Annotated in this window: 20 protein-coding genes and 1 pseudogene; 2 read left to right on the top strand and 19 right to left on the bottom strand. The window is 31.3% G+C overall.

The features are described from left to right. Positions 1 to 57 precede the first annotated feature (57 nt). Positions 58 to 540, top strand: coding sequence for an S-ribosylhomocysteine lyase (locus COL3_RS03755; protein WP_008419245.1), 483 nt, complete (start codon positions 58 to 60; stop codon positions 538 to 540). A gap of 97 nt (positions 541 to 637) precedes the next feature. Here the strand turns inward: COL3_RS03755 and larA are convergent, their stop codons facing one another. From larA to ltrA, 12 genes are all read right to left on the bottom strand, one after another. After that, a complete protein-coding gene (gene larA, locus COL3_RS03750; protein ID WP_008419246.1) occupies positions 638 to 1,933 on the bottom strand; it encodes a nickel-dependent lactate racemase in 1,296 nt (431 codons plus the stop codon). 256 nt (positions 1,934 to 2,189) lie between these two features. Then, on the bottom strand, positions 2,190 to 2,681 hold the full coding sequence (locus tag COL3_RS03740; RefSeq protein WP_278286620.1) for a phosphoesterase: 492 nt from the start codon (positions 2,679 to 2,681) through the stop codon (positions 2,190 to 2,192). Positions 2,682 to 2,865: 184 nt separating this feature from the next. Continuing rightward, positions 2,866 to 3,219, bottom strand: a complete 354-nt coding sequence (locus COL3_RS29220) for a hypothetical protein (protein WP_008419248.1) — start codon at positions 3,217 to 3,219, stop codon at positions 2,866 to 2,868. Next, complete coding sequence (locus COL3_RS29215) at positions 3,216 to 3,509, bottom strand: hypothetical protein (protein ID WP_008419249.1); 294 nt, start codon at positions 3,507 to 3,509, stop codon at positions 3,216 to 3,218. Before COL3_RS29215 ends, COL3_RS29220 begins: the two co-directional genes overlap by 4 nt. 82 nt (positions 3,510 to 3,591) lie before the next feature. Next, on the bottom strand, positions 3,592 to 4,164 hold the full coding sequence (locus tag COL3_RS03730) for a GrpB family protein (RefSeq protein WP_008419250.1): 573 nt from the start codon (positions 4,162 to 4,164) through the stop codon (positions 3,592 to 3,594). A gap of 347 nt (positions 4,165 to 4,511) precedes the next feature. After that, on the bottom strand, positions 4,512 to 5,168 hold the full coding sequence (locus tag COL3_RS03725; RefSeq protein WP_008419251.1) for an alpha/beta fold hydrolase: 657 nt from the start codon (positions 5,166 to 5,168) through the stop codon (positions 4,512 to 4,514). 100 nt (positions 5,169 to 5,268) lie between these two features. Then, on the bottom strand, positions 5,269 to 6,018 hold the full coding sequence (locus tag COL3_RS29110; RefSeq protein ID WP_278286619.1) for a nitroreductase family protein: 750 nt from the start codon (positions 6,016 to 6,018) through the stop codon (positions 5,269 to 5,271). A 107-nt stretch (positions 6,019 to 6,125) separates the two neighbouring features. Next, positions 6,126 to 6,707, bottom strand: coding sequence for a TetR/AcrR family transcriptional regulator (locus COL3_RS03715; RefSeq protein WP_008419253.1), 582 nt, complete (start codon positions 6,705 to 6,707; stop codon positions 6,126 to 6,128). A gap of 117 nt (positions 6,708 to 6,824) precedes the next feature. Next, positions 6,825 to 7,595: an alpha/beta hydrolase gene (locus COL3_RS03710; protein ID WP_008419254.1), complete on the bottom strand. Its 771-nt coding sequence runs from the start codon at positions 7,593 to 7,595 to the stop codon at positions 6,825 to 6,827. A 176-nt stretch (positions 7,596 to 7,771) separates the two neighbouring features. Further along, positions 7,772 to 8,638 (bottom strand): class D beta-lactamase, encoded by an 867-nt coding sequence (blaOXA, locus tag COL3_RS03705; RefSeq protein ID WP_008419255.1) that lies wholly within the window; start codon positions 8,636 to 8,638, stop codon positions 7,772 to 7,774. Positions 8,639 to 8,834: 196 nt separating this feature from the next. Next, positions 8,835 to 9,500: an alpha/beta fold hydrolase gene (locus tag COL3_RS03700; RefSeq protein ID WP_008419257.1), complete on the bottom strand. Its 666-nt coding sequence runs from the start codon at positions 9,498 to 9,500 to the stop codon at positions 8,835 to 8,837. Positions 9,501 to 9,735: 235 nt separating this feature from the next. Beyond that, entirely contained in the window at positions 9,736 to 11,553 is a 1,818-nt protein-coding gene (ltrA, locus tag COL3_RS03695; protein ID WP_008419260.1) for a group II intron reverse transcriptase/maturase, read from the bottom strand. Between the two features lie 750 nt (positions 11,554 to 12,303). Here ltrA and COL3_RS03690 point away from each other — a divergent pair. Beyond that, positions 12,304 to 12,660, top strand: a complete 357-nt coding sequence (locus COL3_RS03690) for a hypothetical protein (protein ID WP_099716554.1) — start codon at positions 12,304 to 12,306, stop codon at positions 12,658 to 12,660. A gap of 50 nt (positions 12,661 to 12,710) precedes the next feature. Here COL3_RS03690 and COL3_RS03685 read toward each other — a convergent pair whose 3' ends face one another. The 7 genes and pseudogenes from COL3_RS03685 to COL3_RS03655 all read right to left on the bottom strand — a co-directional run bounded on the left by COL3_RS03685 (position 12,711) and on the right by COL3_RS03655 (position 18,686). Beyond that, on the bottom strand, positions 12,711 to 13,241 hold the full coding sequence (locus COL3_RS03685) for a CDP-alcohol phosphatidyltransferase family protein (RefSeq protein WP_008419269.1): 531 nt from the start codon (positions 13,239 to 13,241) through the stop codon (positions 12,711 to 12,713). 146 nt (positions 13,242 to 13,387) lie between these two features. Then, entirely contained in the window at positions 13,388 to 13,663 is a 276-nt protein-coding gene (locus COL3_RS03680; protein ID WP_242982094.1) for a zinc ribbon domain-containing protein, read from the bottom strand. Positions 13,664 to 13,816: 153 nt separating this feature from the next. Then, entirely contained in the window at positions 13,817 to 14,029 is a 213-nt protein-coding gene (locus COL3_RS03675; RefSeq protein ID WP_008419271.1) for a hypothetical protein, read from the bottom strand. A 123-nt stretch (positions 14,030 to 14,152) separates the two neighbouring features. Next, positions 14,153 to 14,973: pseudogene (locus tag COL3_RS03670) on the bottom strand (ABC transporter substrate-binding protein). Positions 14,974 to 15,191: 218 nt separating this feature from the next. Continuing rightward, positions 15,192 to 15,608, bottom strand: a complete 417-nt coding sequence (locus COL3_RS03665; protein ID WP_008419273.1) for a MaoC family dehydratase — start codon at positions 15,606 to 15,608, stop codon at positions 15,192 to 15,194. Positions 15,609 to 15,670: 62 nt separating this feature from the next. Continuing rightward, on the bottom strand, positions 15,671 to 17,065 hold the full coding sequence (locus COL3_RS03660) for a GntP family permease (RefSeq protein ID WP_008419275.1): 1,395 nt from the start codon (positions 17,063 to 17,065) through the stop codon (positions 15,671 to 15,673). 76 nt (positions 17,066 to 17,141) lie between these two features. Then, entirely contained in the window at positions 17,142 to 18,686 is a 1,545-nt protein-coding gene (locus COL3_RS03655; protein WP_008419276.1) for an acyl CoA--acetate/3-ketoacid CoA transferase, read from the bottom strand. Positions 18,687 to 18,798 lie beyond the last annotated feature (112 nt).

The raw sequence follows: 18,798 nt of genomic DNA, 5'->3' as shown, positions 1-18,798 counted from the left end.
TCAATAACTACAATTAAATAGTTTATTATTGATAACTAGTATATAGGAGTGAGATTAATGGAAAAAATAGCAAGTTTTACAATCAACCACCTAGAACTAATTCCAGGTGTATATGTATCAAGACAAGATAAGTTTGGTGAAACAGTTCTTACAACTTTTGATATAAGAATGACTAGGCCTAATTATGAGCCAACTATGAATACTGCAGAAATGCATGCAATTGAACATTTAGCTGCAACATTCTTAAGAAATCACAAAGAGTTTGCAGATAAAACTGTTTACTTTGGACCAATGGGATGCAGAACAGGTTTTTATTTAATTTTACATGGAGATTATAAATCTAAAGATATAGTTCCTCTACTTACAGAACTATATAAATTTATGGCTGAATTTGAAGGAGACATTCCTGGCGCTTCCGCTAGAGATTGCGGCAATTATTTAGACATGAACTTACCAATGGCAAAATATTTAGCAAATAAGTTCCTTAACGAAGTTTTATTAAACATAAAAGAAGAAAATTTAGTATATCCAGCTAACTAATTTTGGACATGCATAATTTAACTTTATTATTAAGTATATATTATAAAGGGATACCTATATATTAAGCTGGTATCCCTTTTTTTCTATAATAATAAAATTATTTTGAAGCTAATTTTGGAAGTGTACTAGCTCCGTGAGGCATAAGGTTAATTGTAAGATTTTTATTTTGATCTTTATAAGCAATTTCAAGTGCCTGTTCTAATGTTTCAGTCAAAATAATCTTTGTATTTTTAAGCAATGAAGGATCAATTTTTGAAACTAAAATTAGTTTGTACTTTTCACCAGTCTCGCAAAAAAAGTATCCAACGTATTTTGAGATAGTATAATTTTCTCTAAGTTCTTTTTCTCTATCAAGCATATTATTAAAATTCAATATCATATCATTAATATCTTTAACTTCTCCAATACCTTCACTGCATTCAGCAAGTATTATAATTGTACCTCCGTCAACTACTGCTTCCTTTGCATTTATTAAAGTTTTTATAGATTGATAAAGATTTATATCCTTTGGTGCTCCTCCCGCGCTGGCAATAACTATATCTGATTTCTTTTTTATATTAACACCATCGATACTATCAACTAATTTTCTTCCTGCTTCATGAGCTGTTATGTAATCTCCAGCTACTGCACCAGCAATACTTCCATCTGGTCCCATTACTACATTAAACATGAAGCTTGGTTTTACCATGGCAGCTGCCTGCATCATATCATCATGCACAGGATTTTCTATAATATTACCTGAACATACGCTGGCCCTTGTCCCACTTCCAAAGCCATCGTTTAAAGAAAGTGAATGATTTATTGATATTGTTTTAAATGACGCAATACCAGGTAGTATTGATTTTTTCCCTCCAGACCAGCCAACAAGGAAATGATAAATAATAGCTCCTGTAATAACAATATGATCGCATTCAACGGCTTTTTTGTTTACTATAACTGGTGTTCCATGACTTGTATCACCTAGATAAACCATGCTTTCTTCATCAAAGCAATCGTGATCATAAACTTCAAATCTTTTTGATAGCTTTTCCCCTAAAAGTATTTCGTGTTCTTCCCTAGTATGCTTTCTGTGAGTCCCCAGCGAAGATAGGAATAAAATATCCTCATCCTTAATTCCACCAGCATTTAACTCCTCAACAATTTTATATAAAAATTCATGTGGTTTTTGCCAACTTCTTGTAATATCCGAAATTATTATACAAACTGTTTCACCTTCATGTACTATATTTCTTAGTTTATCGCTATCAATAGGATTATCCAATGCTTCAGAAATAATTTCATTTTCAGTCTTATCTTGTTTAAAAGCATTGCTTTCAATTACTTCAAGAATATTATTCTCATTAATAAAAGCCTTCATCTTCCCTTGTCCATATTTCATATTAATCTCTTTCATTTATAGCCCCCCAGTAATTAAATTCTTAATATTTTTAAATATTTATTAAGAATTTCGCAAAGTTTTTCATTTATTTTTAATATAATACAATATGTAAACATAGTCAACAAATACCATGAAAGTGCAAGCTATTATTAAATTTATGAGGACGTAACAAAATTCTTGTACCGTATAGTTCGCGATTTCATATGCTATATACTCTTTATCAAAATGATACCCCAGTTTTTCAGCTAAAGCTGCATTGAATTTTATTATTTTATTTAATGCTAGAAATTCTTGCCTTTATTTCGCCCCATTCAATAGGAGTATAATTAATACGTTCCACACATGCACAAAATGAGTGTTTTGAATAATCTACATTCATCTCATTTCCATGCACGTGACCATAAATATTAGCATAAGGCATATTCTTATTTAAATATAATGGCTCATGAGAAACCATCCAAAATCCTTCTAAAATTATTGGATATTCATATACCTTATGAAAACCGCAATCTGTGTAATGCTCTTCTTGCTTATCATCATGATTACCCATAATTAATATCATTCTTCCTTTTAAACTACTACATATCTCTGTTGTCTTTTCCTTATCATGAAAAGAAAAGTCTCCTACCATAAAAACCGTATCCTCATCCATTACAACAGAATTCCATCTAATAATTAATTCTTTATCCATCTCTTCAACATTAACAAAAGGTCTTTTCTCACAATCAATAATTTGACTATGTCCAAAATGAGTATCTCCAATAAAAAATATCTTACTCTTAGTTCCTCCTTAAAGTATGCAATTTATCTAATTAATTTGTTAGTTTCTATTTGTAATATAATAAACCAGGTGAGTATACTGTAGACTTCATCACAATTTCTTATTAATTAATAAATTTATTTGATTTTGAATTAATAAGTTCATTAGCGCTATTCCAATAGAAATTTTATCCTAGAATCATCTTTGACAAAATCAATATCCTTTCTTTTTTTAATGCCCCTTTTACTAACTTTTTATATTTATCTTTACTTATATTATGAGCCACATCAAATTTCATATGCTTATATAGTTTTGATTTCATAGAATCATCCATGGTACCCGCTTCATTTACCATATTTATAATCATTTCTATAGTTTTTTCTTCATCACGTTTTTCTATTGCACTCCATAAATCTAATTCATATTTATGATATGCTCCAAAATCAAATACTTCAGCAGCCTTTTTAGCACGCTCTATGTATTCCTCACTAAATTTCTTTTCTTTATATAGCAGCTTTATTATAAAAGATAATGTAATCAATGTTTCATGAGCATTTCCCCATAATTTGCTTTCCCAAATGCCATAAGCTTCATCAATTTCACCTCTACTTTCAAGTAATAATGCTTGTTGAGTTTTTTATCTACTTTTATTTCCGGAATTTTATCTAATACTTCCTGGGCCTTTTCATACTCTTTTTTCTCCCTATACATTGATGCTAAATCTAATTTTGCCATTGAAGCAGTCTTTTCTTTAGTGCCTGCTGTCACAAGTTCAAGCCATGCTATAATTTTTCTTTCATACTTCTCTTTTTCTTTAATTTGATGCCCCAATAAATGTATTCTTAATACTGTTGATATCCACTATATTAGTTCATCGCAACCTGGATATTGTTCAATTGCACAATAAAATTTGTTAAGCATATCTATCTCCATATTTTTTTCTTGCTTTATCAGTAACACTTGAAATAAAATCACTCTTTGCCTCCGTATATCCATCTCTATCATGCTCAAACTTTTTCCAAAATCCAAGTTTTAATTTGCCATACTCTTTTGCTACTTCTGGATATTCAATTAAGTAATCTCTAAAATATAGTTCATTCCAATCATCCTGATATCTAACATGTAGGTGGTACACTTTTTCTGCGAACCCCATTTTAGTATACCCTTTATTATATGTTTGTTTAAATTTAGAAGAAATTGCTGAATTCATTAATAGCCAATCCATAGATAAAAGTTTTTCTTTTAATTCATCAATATTACTATCTCGGGAAATCTCCATTAGTATATCAACTGTTGGCTTTGCTATCAGTCCTTCTACTGCAGTACTTCCAATATGATTTATCCTTAATATCAATTCACCAGATTTATCGATTAATTGTCTCTTTTCTATTTCATACCAAACTTTATAGTCAAAATTATGTTCTTTAAGAATGATAGGCAATAACCTCTGTAGTTCTTCTAATGTCATTTCAGATAATTCTTTCACAATAATATTCCTCTTCATATTTCATAATATATAAATATTCTTTTCAAAATTTTGCAGCATAAATCACCACTTATCTTCCAGTTAATTATAGAATATTTTGTAAATTTCATACTGTTCCGTTTTAAAAGACTTTATTTTAATTTACTTTATCAAATCCACAAAATACTTACCATGATAATATTATGAATAAAAGTATTACAAATTAATATAATAACTTTACACATTTTAATACCCAAACAAATTAATAGAAATCCAGCAATTGTATTTAAGATTTGTATTACATTAATCAGAAAACTTAACAACAAGCAAGCATTTTTCCTAATTGTCTCGCTACAGCAAGTAAATTTTCAAAACCATTTTTTCAACTTCTTTATTACCTTATCGAAAGTTTCTTCAAGTAAAAAAATATCGCTGTGTAATGCCCCGTTTATTTTAATAGCCGATACATTTGTGGATTTTAAGTTATCACATGCCAATAAAATATCTTGGGAATCGCGTGAGCCAAAAAATATCATTGTGGGTTTATTTTCACTTACCTGCCACATTGGAATTTTATTAAAGATCTCAACATTAGAAAAAGTCTGGCGTATTCTATGGTTTCTAAATATTTTCAGGTTTTCTATCGTTTGATCGCATATAGTTTTATAAATCGCAGGAGATATTCCAATAGAATAATCAGCATTGCATATGAGCGAAAGACGCCCACCTAAAGAATGACCAATGGAAACTACCTTCCCGAAACGTCGGCAATACTCAATTGCAGCCTCCACATCTAAAACAATATTTTCGTCAAATTCAAGTTTATGTTCACCATGACCACGAAGGTCAATAACACAAGTAGTAAATCCTGATTCTGCCATTCTCCAAGCAAACCCAAGATGTTCTTCTTTGCAACTACCAATTCCATGAATTATTACTGCAGCACCTATAGAATTTAAAGGTGTTATTAGAATACTAGGAACTGTAAACCCATTACCCTGGATTAATTGTCGGTTAATATTCATTATACATTCCCCCAATAAAATTTTCGTATTTTGATGTGGATTATATTAGCTTAAATTCAAAAGTTATAAATAATTAGCAGGCTATTCCTTAAAAGTAATCTTATCTCCACTTTACATTAATTGGGCTGCGCTCAGGAATCATTCGATATTTAACTTTTGGATATCCAATCATAAGAGTACCATACACACTATGTTCAAGTGGAAGATCAAAAAATTCCCGTACAGCTATTGAACCGTTAAAAGCTCGCTGAAGAGTACTAGACCAACACGCACCAAGTCCAAATGCATGAGCTGCCAATTCCATATAAGTGGTAGCTATGATACATTCTACTGCAGCATAACGATTATCTTTTGAAGCATGAGCAACAACTATATGTGGTGCTCCTCGAAAAACCATGTCATGCCCTTCTTCCCATGCACGTATGAATTTATGATTCGGCTCCTCTTTTCGCAGGTATTCTATAACTAGAGCTGCCAATTTTCGTGCTTCATTTGTGTCTTCAATCATCAACCAGTGAACAGAATGAAAGTTACCAGCAGAAGCTGCCCATCGCGTTGTGTCTAAAACTTTAAAAAGAATATCATTGTTTATAGCTTTTTCTTTATATGCTCGAACTGAACGCCGGGACTTTAGAAACTGCAATGCTGCATCCTTTGAAATATCTAATTCGTCTTTAGTTTCAGAACAGTTTTCCTTAGAAAGTTTTGAAATTGACAAGGCTCCTGTGGGACATGTGGTAACACAATGACCACATGCCATACACCATTCTTCTGCATCATCTGCTTGCTTAGGATACCCACTCTTTTCACTTAAATAGATAACCCCATACGGACAACCTAAAGTACATATTCCATCTTGTTACATCTTTTTTATCAACATAAAGAAAACTCATCTAGAGACCTCCTTTTTTGATTATAAAATAATTTTGGACCAATCATTCCATAATGTATAAAAAATTACCCCAATATATCCAATGAGCATTTTACCATATCTTCCAATACCTTACGGTTTTTTTGCACCCGAGCAACAACATTAATTCCGCTTGTCAATCCTAAGAGAAATCTTGCAAGGGCGCGTGTATCTTTGTCTCCTCCAATTTCGCCTTTAGTTTTTCCCAGTTCCAGAAAAGCAAAAAATTCGTTTTCTATTTTTTCTGTACTAAGTTTAATTGCAGTTTTAACTCTCTCATCAGCAGTTTCAAGAGATGTAGCAGTATTGGTGATAAAACATCCTCCTGGATATTCTTCATCTAAAGCCATATTGATTCGTTCATCAAGGTAGTCCTTCACGCCTTGCTTTACCGATTTGACAGTATTAAAAATAACAGTTCTTCTCGAACCAACTAACTGAGAGTAATAGTTCATTGTTTCAATAAATAAGTTTTGTTTATCTATAAAAGTTTCATACATGCTTGAACGACTTATCCCCATGGCTTTAGTTAAATCGGAAACACTAGTACTATCATAGCCTTTTCTCCAAAATACTTTCATAGCTTGTTTCAAAGCTTCTTCTTTGTTGAATTCTCTTGGTCTTGCCATTTGTTTTCCACCTTCTTAAATAAATTGTGACATTTTTGGAACGATTAGTCCAAAACTATTATAACATTTCCAAAGCAATTAGTCCATAACTTTCATAATATTCTATTCACTCCTTATTTATTTACTTAGAAATTTTTCAATAATTTTAATATATTTTTCTGGTTCCTCAATCATAGGTATATGACCTGAATATTGCATCTCTATAAAGGTTGCATTTGGTATCAATGATGCACATAACTTTCCTTCAGAAGGTGGATTCAAACAATCATATTTGCCACTTATAACGAGCGTTTTTGCCTTTATATAATGTAATTTATTCCTAAAATCAAATCCAGCTAATGCTTTATTTGCTGCTGAAGTTTGTTCAGGGGTCAATGTACTTGAGAGAATATTAGGGTATTTTGAAAATATGTCATCTGGATTATATGATATAAACTTATAAAAAAACTTTAATTTTTCTAGCTCATCTAATTTCTTTAATTCATCTTCATGCTCTTGTATCAGCCTCTGAGTTGATGATGTTAATCCATTTGACTTAGGAACTGTCAAAATAAGCTTTTTTACTCTATTAGGCTGTGAGATTGCTACACCTTGAGCTATATAACTTCCCATTGAAACTCCATAAAGATTTACAGTTGAAAATTCAAAAGTATCCATTATAGATAAAATATCTTGAATATGATCATTTAATGTATAACTCGTAGGTTTATCTGATTTCCCATGCCCTCTACAGTCTAATGCAATAGTTTTAAAATTTTTAGAAAGTCTTTTTATTTCGCGCTCCCATTGAGTATTATCGCAGCCAAGCCCATGTATAAGTATTAAAGGTTGTCCGTAACCTTGAACTTCAACGTTTAAATTTATTCCATTTACTTTAATAATTGACATTCTTATTCTCCTAACTATTTATATTTAACTTCATAGATAGTATGAAATATATTATTATACTTTCAAAATAATTTTAGCAAACATACGTTCCATTGTCAAATATTTCTTGTTTTCATTCAACCCTAAGCTGAAAAAACTGTTATTGCAACCTTTCGTTTTATGCCCTGTCTGTAAATCTATGATAAGATATTTTTATCTTTTAATATTTGCGTAGTTATCTGTTGCGCTTTAGCACCAGATGCATTATCTTTACCTTCTATATTGGTTGCAAAAAAGAATACATTATTATCTCGTTCAACATAACCTACAAACCATCCATTTATGCCTTTCTTATCAAAGGTACCTGAACCAGTTTTACCAGAAAAAATTACACCATCTTGGTTTGAAAGTATTAAAACCTTTTTAACAACATTAATATTTTTATCTGAAAAAGGAAGCTTGTTATTATATAATTCTCTTAACATATCAACTTGTTCCTTTGGAGAAATCTTCAAAGATGATTGCAACCAAAACTTTGTTATGCCGCCAGATATATCCTTATTACCATAGTTTAATTTATCAAGATAACTTTTCATTTTCTCTTCTCCAACTTTTGATGCAACCTCTTGAAAATACCATACAACTGAATTTGAAACTGCTGATTGTAATGTCTGGTCTTTATTCCACGTATCGATTGGATATTTTGTTCCATCCCATTTAAAGGTGGTATTCTCATCTTGTAAAACATTAGTTTCAAGTCCTATTAAGGAATTAACGATTTTAAACGTCGAGCAAGGAGAAATTTGCTTTTCACTTTTTTCTTTGTTATAAATGGAATATTCATTTTTCTTTTGATCAAATAAAACAAAACAGCCATCAAACCCCTCGAAATACTTATCTAGGTTCTCATCAACTATTTTTTCAGTTGAATCATTACCTTCTTTTAATTCTGTCGAAGGTTTGCTTGAAGTATCATCTGAAGACAAATTACTTGCTCTACTACATCCAAATCCAATCATTGATGTTAATATAATTATAATCAATAAAACTCCTAACTTTTTCATATTGAATCCCCCTTTAACTTATTAATATTGAAGTTCTTTTAAGTGATTATTAGCTCATAAATAACATATTTCAAATAAAGTGTAATTAATTTAAGTTAAAACTACTACACCAAATCTACAAACTACTCAACATTTTAGAATTTCGCAATAAAAAGTCGCAAATCTTGATATGCAATTTTATAGTCTAATATTTATTTTATTGAAACCATTCTTTTAATTGATTAACTATATTGTCAAAAGTCTCATTTAATAAAAAAATATCATTATGCAATGCCTTATCTATTTGTACTATTGGAACTCCTTTTTCTTTTAACTTATTGCATGTAGATATTATATCTGGAACATCACGAGAACCAAAAATAATTTGAACATGCTTATTACTATCATATTTCCATTCAGCAAGTTTGTTTAGAATATCCCAATTTATATTAGGATTTATTTCTGTTACTCTATAACTTCTTAATGATTTTAATATTTCTTTTGTTTGATTGCTAAACGTTTTATTTAATGCAGGTGATACACCAATAACATAATTTGCGCCACTCAAAAGTGAAAGACGTCCTCCCAAAGAATGACCTATTGCAACTACTTTTCCAAAACAACGGCAGTATTTAATTGCAGTTTCAACATCTAAAGGTACATTTTCATTTAAAGGAAGTTCGTTTTCCCCATGACCTCTAAGATCTATGACACATGTTGTCATTCCGATTTCAGCTACTCTCAACGCTAAGCCAAGTTGTTCTTCTTTGCAACCACCGTATCCATGTACAATAACAGCTGAACCTATTGAATTTTTTGGTTTTAATATAATACTTGGTATTTCAAACCCATTACCTTGAATGAAGTGTCTTTCAATATCCATTTTAAGTATTCCCCCTATCATTTTATTAATTTATAACATCATCCATTATAATAAAATTATAGCATATATTGTAAACATCCCATTAGTTAATTTTCAAAGAACACTTTTGTGAATTTTTGCATCTAATCTACAAACTACTAGCCATGTCGGGTAGGTCGGAAACCTCTCGGTTTCTTTCCCCCCTAAGAACCGTACTTGTGACTTTCACCACATACGGCTCAAGCCATCATTTATCCTAACAGTTATATTCAAAACGCTTAAATTGTTCTCTCATCAATTTCATACCTTCTTTACTTGATGGCTCTATCTGTCTATCCTTAAAAAATTTCTTGATTTTACTAAGTTGTTTGTTTCCACCATATTTTTTCAATAATTTTTGATGTTGGGCATGACAACTTTCATGTAATATCTCAAAGTTTCTGTAAACATCCTTTCCGCCAAGTACCTTGGGTACGATTTGATTGATTTTTAAATTTTCTTCGCTGAATAATGATTGATTGCAAATCCTACATTGATGTCTGCATTTTTTTGCTAATTTTTGCCTACTCAAAATATTGTTTCTACTAAATTCTTTTTCATCTCTTTTCATGAAGTATTCTTTCAATGTTCCATCATCCGGACTATTCTTATATTTAATCAATTGATGTCTTATTATAGGTATCCATTGCATTTTCATCAGTTGGCAATTTTTCATGCTTTTATCTGTTAATAACCATTTTGCAGTGCTTACGCCATGTATATCATTGCTGAAATATTTTTTAATAATCCATTTCCACGGTTTTTTAGGGTGCATGAACTTCAGATATTTTCTTACTTTAATCCATATGTAATAGTCTATCTTTTTAAATGCTTCTTTTGATACAAAGCTTGACCAGTAGTTTCCTATACCTCTTATGATTGGGTTTAGTTTAGTTATAATAACTCCAACCGGATTACCCTTGTATCTATCAAATACTTCTTTGATTTTTTGTTTTGCCTTTTTAATACTTGCCTTGGATGGCTTAATCAATAATATCGTTCCTCGCATTGTTTTATATTTCTTTACATTAAAACTAAGAAAATCAAAACCTTCATTTATATGAGTAACTTTAGTTTTATCATCAGCTAAAGTCAAACCTCTCTTTTCTAAATAGGGCTTTAATTTCTCATACATTGATTTAGCATCTTTTTCAGTTTTGCATAGTATTATAAAGTCATCAGCATATTTCACTATTCCTATGGAATTCGGTTCTAAGTAATATCCATTTGTACTGTGCTTATAACTTACCCCTAATTCTTCCTCCATTCCATGCAATGCTATATTTGCAAGTAATGGTGATATTATTCCGCCTTGAGGCGTTCCGGCTATTGTCTCATTAAATACATCATTATCGATATATCCAGCTTTAAGCCATTCTAAAATGGTTTCTTTGCATGGGAACTTGTCTAAACATGATATTATGTACTCATGATTTAGATTGTCAAAACACCCTTTGAAATCTCCTTCAAATATCCATTGCCTTTTCGTTCCGGCACGAAGTTTGATAAAAAGTTGCTGTCTTGCATCTTGTGCACTTCGTTTCGGTCTGAAGCCATAAGAAATAGATTCGAATCTACTTTCCCATTGTGGTTCCAGTGCATTTTTAACAATATTTTGATATATCCTATCTTTGATTATTGGTATCCCTAATGGTCTTAATCTCCCATTCTTCTTAGGTATGTAAGTTCTTTTTGCTGGTTTGACTTTTATAGATTTAACGTTATAATTTTTAATTAGATTGTATAGTTTAATTCTTTCATTATCATTAATTATTATCATCTTATCAATTCCAGCGGTTCGTTTACCCTTGTTTATTTGAGTTACCCTTTTAATCGAAAGAAGTAAATTCGCTTTACTTCTAATCATTAATCTTTGAAGTTTTCTGACTTTCCTTTTTTGTCCTAACTGTTCGGCATGAAAAATCCGTTGTCGCAATTTCTTCACATACTTATAGATTTTCCTCCAGTTAATAGAGTTCCAATCGTAAACCTGTGGAGCAGTAGCCGACTTATTAAATTTTATATAAGTTTCCATAACTAAACTCCTCATTTTAAATTAATTACTTTCCGTTTTTTTTATCATGTTGACGACCATGTGGAAGTCTGCACTCTTTCAAGTTAGAGCAAATTTTGAACTCCTATCCAACGAGTTATTTATTTCTCTGGACTTTCGTCCTGTCGGCGTTCGCTTTCTCCACACTCCCATACCCTCTGCACATTGTGACTTTCTTGCGATTGTCCTACCTAGTAAAGGAGCACATAGGGCTTACCAAGTTCCACTAATAATAGATACGAATGAGTTAAGTGTCCTTCTATATTCCGATGGATATATGGGTCATTACATGGTTGAACTACTATTCACCCTTTCCTATCCATAATATAAGCCTATCAGTCACTTTGGCCTATTTACGCATTACGAAAATTACAAAGGTTCAACAACTGTTTACACATTCTCATTCTTTCCCTAACCCTGTAGTTCAATGTGACTATGTTCTACATTAGGCATTTAACTCTCATGCAACCCACATTTCAATTACTCGAAACGCAGTTTTGAGCGGGAATGTGCTCAATGACTAGCATAGTTTCCTATGGAAACGCTATTATTTAGCGACTTCTTGTCGCACAGTAGAACTGCGTATAAAAAATATGACAAATTACTATACCTAAAGCTATACTTCTAAAATATTATGTTGATATTAACTAATCACAGTTTTAATAATTTATCTGTTCATGGAGTGTATATTTTGATAAAAAAGCAAAATAATAATAAACGGAGGTATGTGTTATGAAAACAAAGAAACTTTTAATGGTATTTTTAATATATGTATTCACCTTTACTATAATTTCAGAAATACAACCATCTCCGATTGCTGAAGTTTCGGAACAACAAATATTCCCTATTTCAACTACTTATAAACAAGGTATCTATTCACTTTCTTTATTTGATGGGTATAGAGTCAATGCTAAACTTGTAAATCCAAATACTACTGCTACTTTAATAACAGTTGATAGTAGCGGTAAGCTTATGCAATTTATACACTTAGATGAAACGGATGAAATTTTAAAACTAGGAACTCTTCACGAAGGAGATATTGGGGTAGTGCTCGGTACTGGAGAAGTAGCTATTTCTCCTTTTAAATAAATCATTTAGTAAGAAAGAGGAATATATATGATTTAAGTAATAGCTTATACTTATTTCTTGAATATACTTTGTCTATTCAATTTCAGCTCACATGATGTCAGCTGAATAATTAATTCCTCAATTGCTGATGCGCTTGCCACAACGCAAATTATATAAATTAAAATACTTGTATGAATATATGGAAATAAAATTGGAAATATGAATAAAATCATACCAGTGATTTTATTTCCATAGGTATGAATACTTGCAAATGTCTTATATTTTTTTAGAGCCACACTAATCCCTATTAGTCTAATAATGCCAATTAAAATAACCCAAATAATAATTTCAATTTTGGGATTTATAATCGGATAAAGCAAAAACAATAATATACCAATCATAATCATATCAGCTATAGAATCAAGTTTTGCTCCAACTTTACTTGTTGTACCAGTTTTTCTAGCAATAAGTCCATCCATGATATCACTAAATCCACAAATGATATATATTATATAAAAATCTACACTCAATGGTTTAACCAAAATAAGAGCAAAAGAGAAAATTATTCTACTGGCTGATATGCAATTAGGTATTGATTTCATCTCATCACCCCTATATAAAACATTTAATAAATTGCACAGTAAAAATCGCAAATCCAATCTTTTGAACAATGCGACTTTACAATTACTATTAATATTTATTTATAATATAAATGAATATTATGTATTAAGTTTTTCTTGGATTATGCTTATCTCCAACGCTTAAGAGTTGGCAATAAAGTTGTCATTTCTTTTCTTGCTTCTTCTTCGCCTAGTGCTCTTCCTAAAATAGGCACAATTATCTCAATCATTTCTTCCATGGATATATCAGGTTCAATAAATTTCCCGCCTTTATAGCAATTTGTACAGTAAATACTCTTACTCCCATCTTGTTCTGTTGCTATGAAATGCGCGTGTTCTTCGTTAAACGGCAACCCACAACTTTGACACATTGTTACTTCTGCCATTCTCATCATTCCTTTCATAAAACATACAACTACTCAATTAATAGTTGATCTTATAGTTACTATCCTATATTAATTATAACATATTTAGTAAATATCTCATTACTCAATTTTCAAATAAGTATACTTTGCATAAATCCTTTCTGCATTTAAATAATGCCAATATATGGTTTGCTATTTTTTATCCCACTTCGGGATAAAAAATTCAATATGTCCGCAGTTAGGACATTTGGCCATACGTTTACCCAGTAAATGTATGGTAAATATATATTTAAAAATGCTTATCTTAAAATTTTCACCGCATTTAGGGCACACAAAATGAGTTTTTAATGCTCTAAATATAACAAGTATTAAAACTGCAATTATAATTATCCATCCTATTCGCACTTATTTTCCTCCTTCAAACTTTAAAAAAAGTACTCATTTATTAATAATTATAATATACATATAGATATCACACTATTCAATTTTCTAAGAACATTATTTTTGTATATTCTTGTGTCACTAGCTTCAAACCATATCATTTTTATCTAAGCCGTTCTCTATAAGAATAGCATACAACGTATCATCAGCTTTCATCTCATTAATTTTTTCATTTAGAGCATTTAATAATGTAATATCGCTTTTCTTAACTGCTATTCCAGTTCAGGAGTATAATCTCTTAACGTCTTTAAATTAAAGCTTTTGTTTTTTAAAGAATATTTTACCAAAGTAGAATCAGATACTCCTGCATCAATTTCTCCATTATTTAAAGCATTCAGTAATTTAGGAGTATCTTCGAAAATCACTACATCTTTTATTAAGTTATTTTTTCTCCAATTTTCTACCAAATCTGCAAATTTTGTGCCTCTTCTAGCTCCAACTACTGCATTTTTCAAATCATCCTTAAAATTAATTTTTGAGGCTTTTGGAACAATAACAGCTTCTGTCTCCTTATATCGTGGTTGAGTAAATGATACTATCTCTTGGCGCTCGGGAGTTATATATATTCCATCTGCAGCTAGATCTATACTCTCATCAGCATTTAGTTGATTTAATAGGTCTGCAAATGGTATTTCCTTTAGCTCAACTTTATTAATTCCAAGGCGCTTTGTAATTTCAGCTATGATATCAGCATCAATTCCACTAAGCTTATTTGCTTCAGTATTTATATAGACAAAAGGTGGGTCATTCGCTGAGGCAAAAGTTAATACTCCTTTTTCTTTTATTGTTTCCAATCTATCCTTACTTGGTGCAATATTTGTTGTTGTAATCTTACTGTTATGCGTATCACATCCAATTATTATTACAATAAGACTTATAATAACAATAAAAGTGAATATTTTTTTCATAAATAAAACTCCCCTTAAAACGATAACAATTTTTTAGTTATTGTTTGAACTTGGAATATAAATTATTCACATTTTAAAAATTACATTTTGTTTTTCCTCTTACTCTAGCTACAAATATATCTGATTTCTATATTTTTAATTAACATGCGGATACACATAAAAAAGTAGTGTAAATCTCAAACAAATGAAATTTACACTATTTATCAGAAGGCTTGTCTTCATTTTGGCGGCATTATAGTTGCAACACCTACTAGTACTTCAACACCATTTTGATTTGTACATATAGTACTTAATTTTATTCTATTCTTATCTTCAAACTTTTCTATAACCTCAACTTCTGCTTTAATTGTATCACCAATTCTCACAGGAGCCATAAATTTAAGTTCTTGTCCAAGATATATTGAACCTGGACCTGGCAATTGCATTCCAAGTACCGCTGACACTAAACCAGCTGTTAACATACCATGAGCAATTCTTCCTTGAAACATTGTTTTTTCTGCCTCAACTTGATTAATATGTGCTGGATTCAAATCTCCTGTTATACCAGCATATAAGTATACATCAGTTTCAGTAATGGTCTTTTGAAAAGATGCTTTATCACCAATATTTAATTCTTTTATAGTTAAGCCTTTCACTTGCTATTCCTCCTTTTATAATGCATATAACCAAAATAATTTAATGTGCTTTTAAATCTCTATTAAACAAAGTGGAATATACTTTGCAATGCTATTAATGTAAATACTGTTCCTGTCTTAATACAAGTAATTACGAATATATCTTTATATGATTGTTTATGGGTTAAGCCTGCAATTCCAAGTAAAGTTATAACAGCTCCATTATGAGGTAATGTATCCATTCCACCTGATGCCATTGCAGCAACACGGTGAAGCAATTGTGGATCTATTCCGACACTGTTTGCCCAGCTTAAATATTCCTTACCAAAAGTATCAAGTGCAATACTCATTCCACCTGATGCAGAACCTGTAACCCCAGCAAGAGTATTTACTGTTACTGCTTCTGAAAGTAATGGACTTCCATTTGGATTAATGTTTGTTAATGCATGAGCTATAGATTGAAATCCTGGTAAAGTTTTTATAACATTACCAAAGCCTACTTCTGATGCAGTATTCATAACAGCTAATAATGATCCTATTGCACCAGCATTAATTGCTGAAGCCAAGTTACCTTTCATACGCTTTGGATTAATACAAACTGCAAGAAGAATACCAAATACAAGTGCAATCATTAAAGCCCAGTTATTCATTGAACCTACAACACTTGCTTCAGGAATATTATAAGGAGCTTTAGTAACCCAAGAAACAATATCCCATTTAGGAAATATTAATTTTTGTAATATTAAAGTCACTCCAAGTACAGATATTAGTGGCAATGCAGATATAAACGGATTTGGTAAACTTCCATCTTCAACAAGTACTGGTTCATTTTTATGATTTTCTCCATAACCTTCCCCATTTGCTTGAGCTTTACGTTTACGCCACTCAAGATAAGATACACCACAAACTAAAACCAGAATTGCACCTAATGTTCCAAATACAGGAGCTGCATAAAGGTCTGTATTGAAAAACTTCATTGGAATAGAATTTTGAATTTGAGGTGTTCCTGGAAGTGCATCCATAGTAAATGTGAAAGCACCAACAGCAATGGTCGCAGGAACAAGTCTCTTTGGAATATCTGCTTCTTTAAATATAGATGCTGCAAATGGGTATACTGCAAATGCAACAACGAAAAGACTTACACCACCATAAGTTAAAATAGCAGCTGACAAAATTACAGATAACATTGCACGCTTTTTGCCTAATTTTTCAACTATAAATTTTGCAATAGATTTTGCTGCACCAGATTGTTCCATAACTTTACCAAATACAGCACCTAGCAAGAAGAATGGAAAGTAAACTTTTACATAGTTCCCCAAGTTAGGTAGAAATATTTCTGTATAAGTTGGCATAACTGCCATTCCAGAAAATATAGCTGCTGCAATTGCAAATATAGGTGCAAAAACAATAACTGAGAACCCTCTATAAGCCATAATCATTAATAACGCTAAACTTAATAAAATTCCTATAACTGCCATATACAAAACCTCCATTATTTTATTTTTTCTTTATTAACCGCTTTATCCATGTCTAATTTTTATTTGAGTTAATACATTACTTTAGATTCATAAATTTATCTTCAAAGATTCTTTTATCCATTATCTTTAATTTTTCAGATATTATTGGCTTAAAATCCATTTGATCTAAAATGTCTCTTTGTAAATCCACTCCTGGAGCTATTTCTTCTAGTTCCACCCCAGCATTAGTTAATCTAAAAACTGCTCTTTCAGTTATATAAAGAACTGGCTGATTAACGTCTCTTGCATAATCTCCACTAAAAGTAATCTGCTCAACATTTCTTATAAATTTCTTTGACTTACCTTCATTTTCAATAAAAAGCTTACCATCAGAAACATTAATTTTAAGTCCTCCTGCAGTAAAGGTTCCACAAAAAATAACCTTCTTTGCATTTTGAGTTATATTTATAAATCCTCCACATCCTGCTATCTTAGGACCAAATTTACTTACATTAATATTTCCTTTTTCATCACATTGGGCAAGTCCTAAAAATGCTACATCTAAGCCTCCACCATCATAAAAATCAAATTGAGATGATTGATCTATTATACTGTCTGGATTAATAGCCGCTCCAAAACTCAAGCCGCCTGCTGGTATTCCTCCAATTGGACCAGATTCAATTGTGAGTCTCATAGTATCTCCTATTCCCTCTTCATTTGCTACTATTGAAATTCCCTCAGGCATTCCAATTCCTAGATTAGTGATTGCATTGGGCACAAGCTCCATTGCACATCGCCTTGCTATTATTTTTCTTTCATCCATTGGAAGACATTTAATAGAATTTACAGGCATTTTTATTTCTCCGCAGAAAGCTGGATTAAATGCTTCAGCAAAAGTCTGCATGTGATCTTCAGCATTAGCTACAACTACAGCGTCAACAAGTATTCCTGGAATTTTTACTAGCTTTGGATCTAAACTTCCTTTTGAAACTATTTTCTCAACTTGAAGAATAACTTTTCCACCAGAATTCTTGGCTGCCTGAGCCATTGCAAGGCCATCAAGAGTTGCAGCTTCCTTTTGAAGGCTTGCATTTCCTTCTTCATCTGCATAGGTAGCTCTAATTATAGCCACATTTATAGGGAAAGCTTTATAGTAGAGATACTCTTTATCATCAATTTCAATTACCTTTACAATATCCTCAGTAGTACAATTATTTAATTTTCCTCCTTCAACCCTTGGATCTACAAAAGTTTTTAAACCCACATGAGTAATTGTTCCTGGCTTTCCTGCTGCAATATCTCTGTAAAGACTTGATATTACTCCTTGAGGAAGATTATAAGCTTTTATCTTGTTCTCGATTGCCAGCTTTTGAACCTTAGGAGCTAACCCCCAATGTCCTCCTATTACTTTTGAAAGTAGACCTTCCTGACCTAAATGATTTAAGCCTTTTTCTTTTCCATCTCCTTGACCAGCTGCATAAACAAGAGTTAAATTATTTGGACTACCTTTCTCAAGGTATATTTCCTTAAGCTTCCTAGTAATCGCCTCAGGATGTCCAGCACCAATAAATCCTCCAACTGCTACTGTGTATCCACTTTTTATTAAGGAAATCGCTTGTTCAACTGACATTATCTTGCTCATATTTTGTCCTCCTTTTTACATACTCCATAAAGCAAGAGTGTAATAATTAATAATGATTTCGTTTACACTTATTTATATAAGCAAGACTCATGCCAAAATTTTAGAGATAATA

Source organism: Clostridium sp. LS, from assembly GCF_002760435.1.
Taxonomy (GTDB): Bacteria; Bacillota; Clostridia; order Clostridiales; family Clostridiaceae; genus Clostridium.
Note: the sequence above shows the minus strand (reverse complement) of the source record. Positions and strands in the feature narration are given on the sequence as shown.

Coding starts and splice junctions, on each gene's coding strand:
- COL3_RS03755 (WP_008419245.1), top strand. CDS start 58: ATGGAAAAAATAGCAAGTTTTACAATCAACCACCTAGAACTAATTCCA.
- larA (WP_008419246.1), bottom strand. CDS start 1,933: ATGAAAGAGATTAATATGAAATATGGACAAGGGAAGATGAAGGCTTTT.
- COL3_RS03725 (WP_008419251.1), bottom strand. CDS start 5,168: ATGAATATTAACCGACAATTAATCCAGGGTAATGGGTTTACAGTTCCT.
- COL3_RS03715 (WP_008419253.1), bottom strand. CDS start 6,707: ATGGCAAGACCAAGAGAATTCAACAAAGAAGAAGCTTTGAAACAAGCT.
- COL3_RS03710 (WP_008419254.1), bottom strand. CDS start 7,595: ATGTCAATTATTAAAGTAAATGGAATAAATTTAAACGTTGAAGTTCAA.
- blaOXA (WP_008419255.1), bottom strand. CDS start 8,638: ATGAAAAAGTTAGGAGTTTTATTGATTATAATTATATTAACATCAATG.
- COL3_RS03700 (WP_008419257.1), bottom strand. CDS start 9,500: ATGGATATTGAAAGACACTTCATTCAAGGTAATGGGTTTGAAATACCA.
- ltrA (WP_008419260.1), bottom strand. CDS start 11,553: ATGGAAACTTATATAAAATTTAATAAGTCGGCTACTGCTCCACAGGTT.
- COL3_RS03690 (WP_099716554.1), top strand. CDS start 12,304: ATGAAAACAAAGAAACTTTTAATGGTATTTTTAATATATGTATTCACC.
- COL3_RS03685 (WP_008419269.1), bottom strand. CDS start 13,241: ATGAAATCAATACCTAATTGCATATCAGCCAGTAGAATAATTTTCTCT.
- COL3_RS03680 (WP_242982094.1), bottom strand. CDS start 13,663: ATGAAAGGAATGATGAGAATGGCAGAAGTAACAATGTGTCAAAGTTGT.
- COL3_RS03660 (WP_008419275.1), bottom strand. CDS start 17,065: ATGGCAGTTATAGGAATTTTATTAAGTTTAGCGTTATTAATGATTATG.
- COL3_RS03655 (WP_008419276.1), bottom strand. CDS start 18,686: ATGAGCAAGATAATGTCAGTTGAACAAGCGATTTCCTTAATAAAAAGT.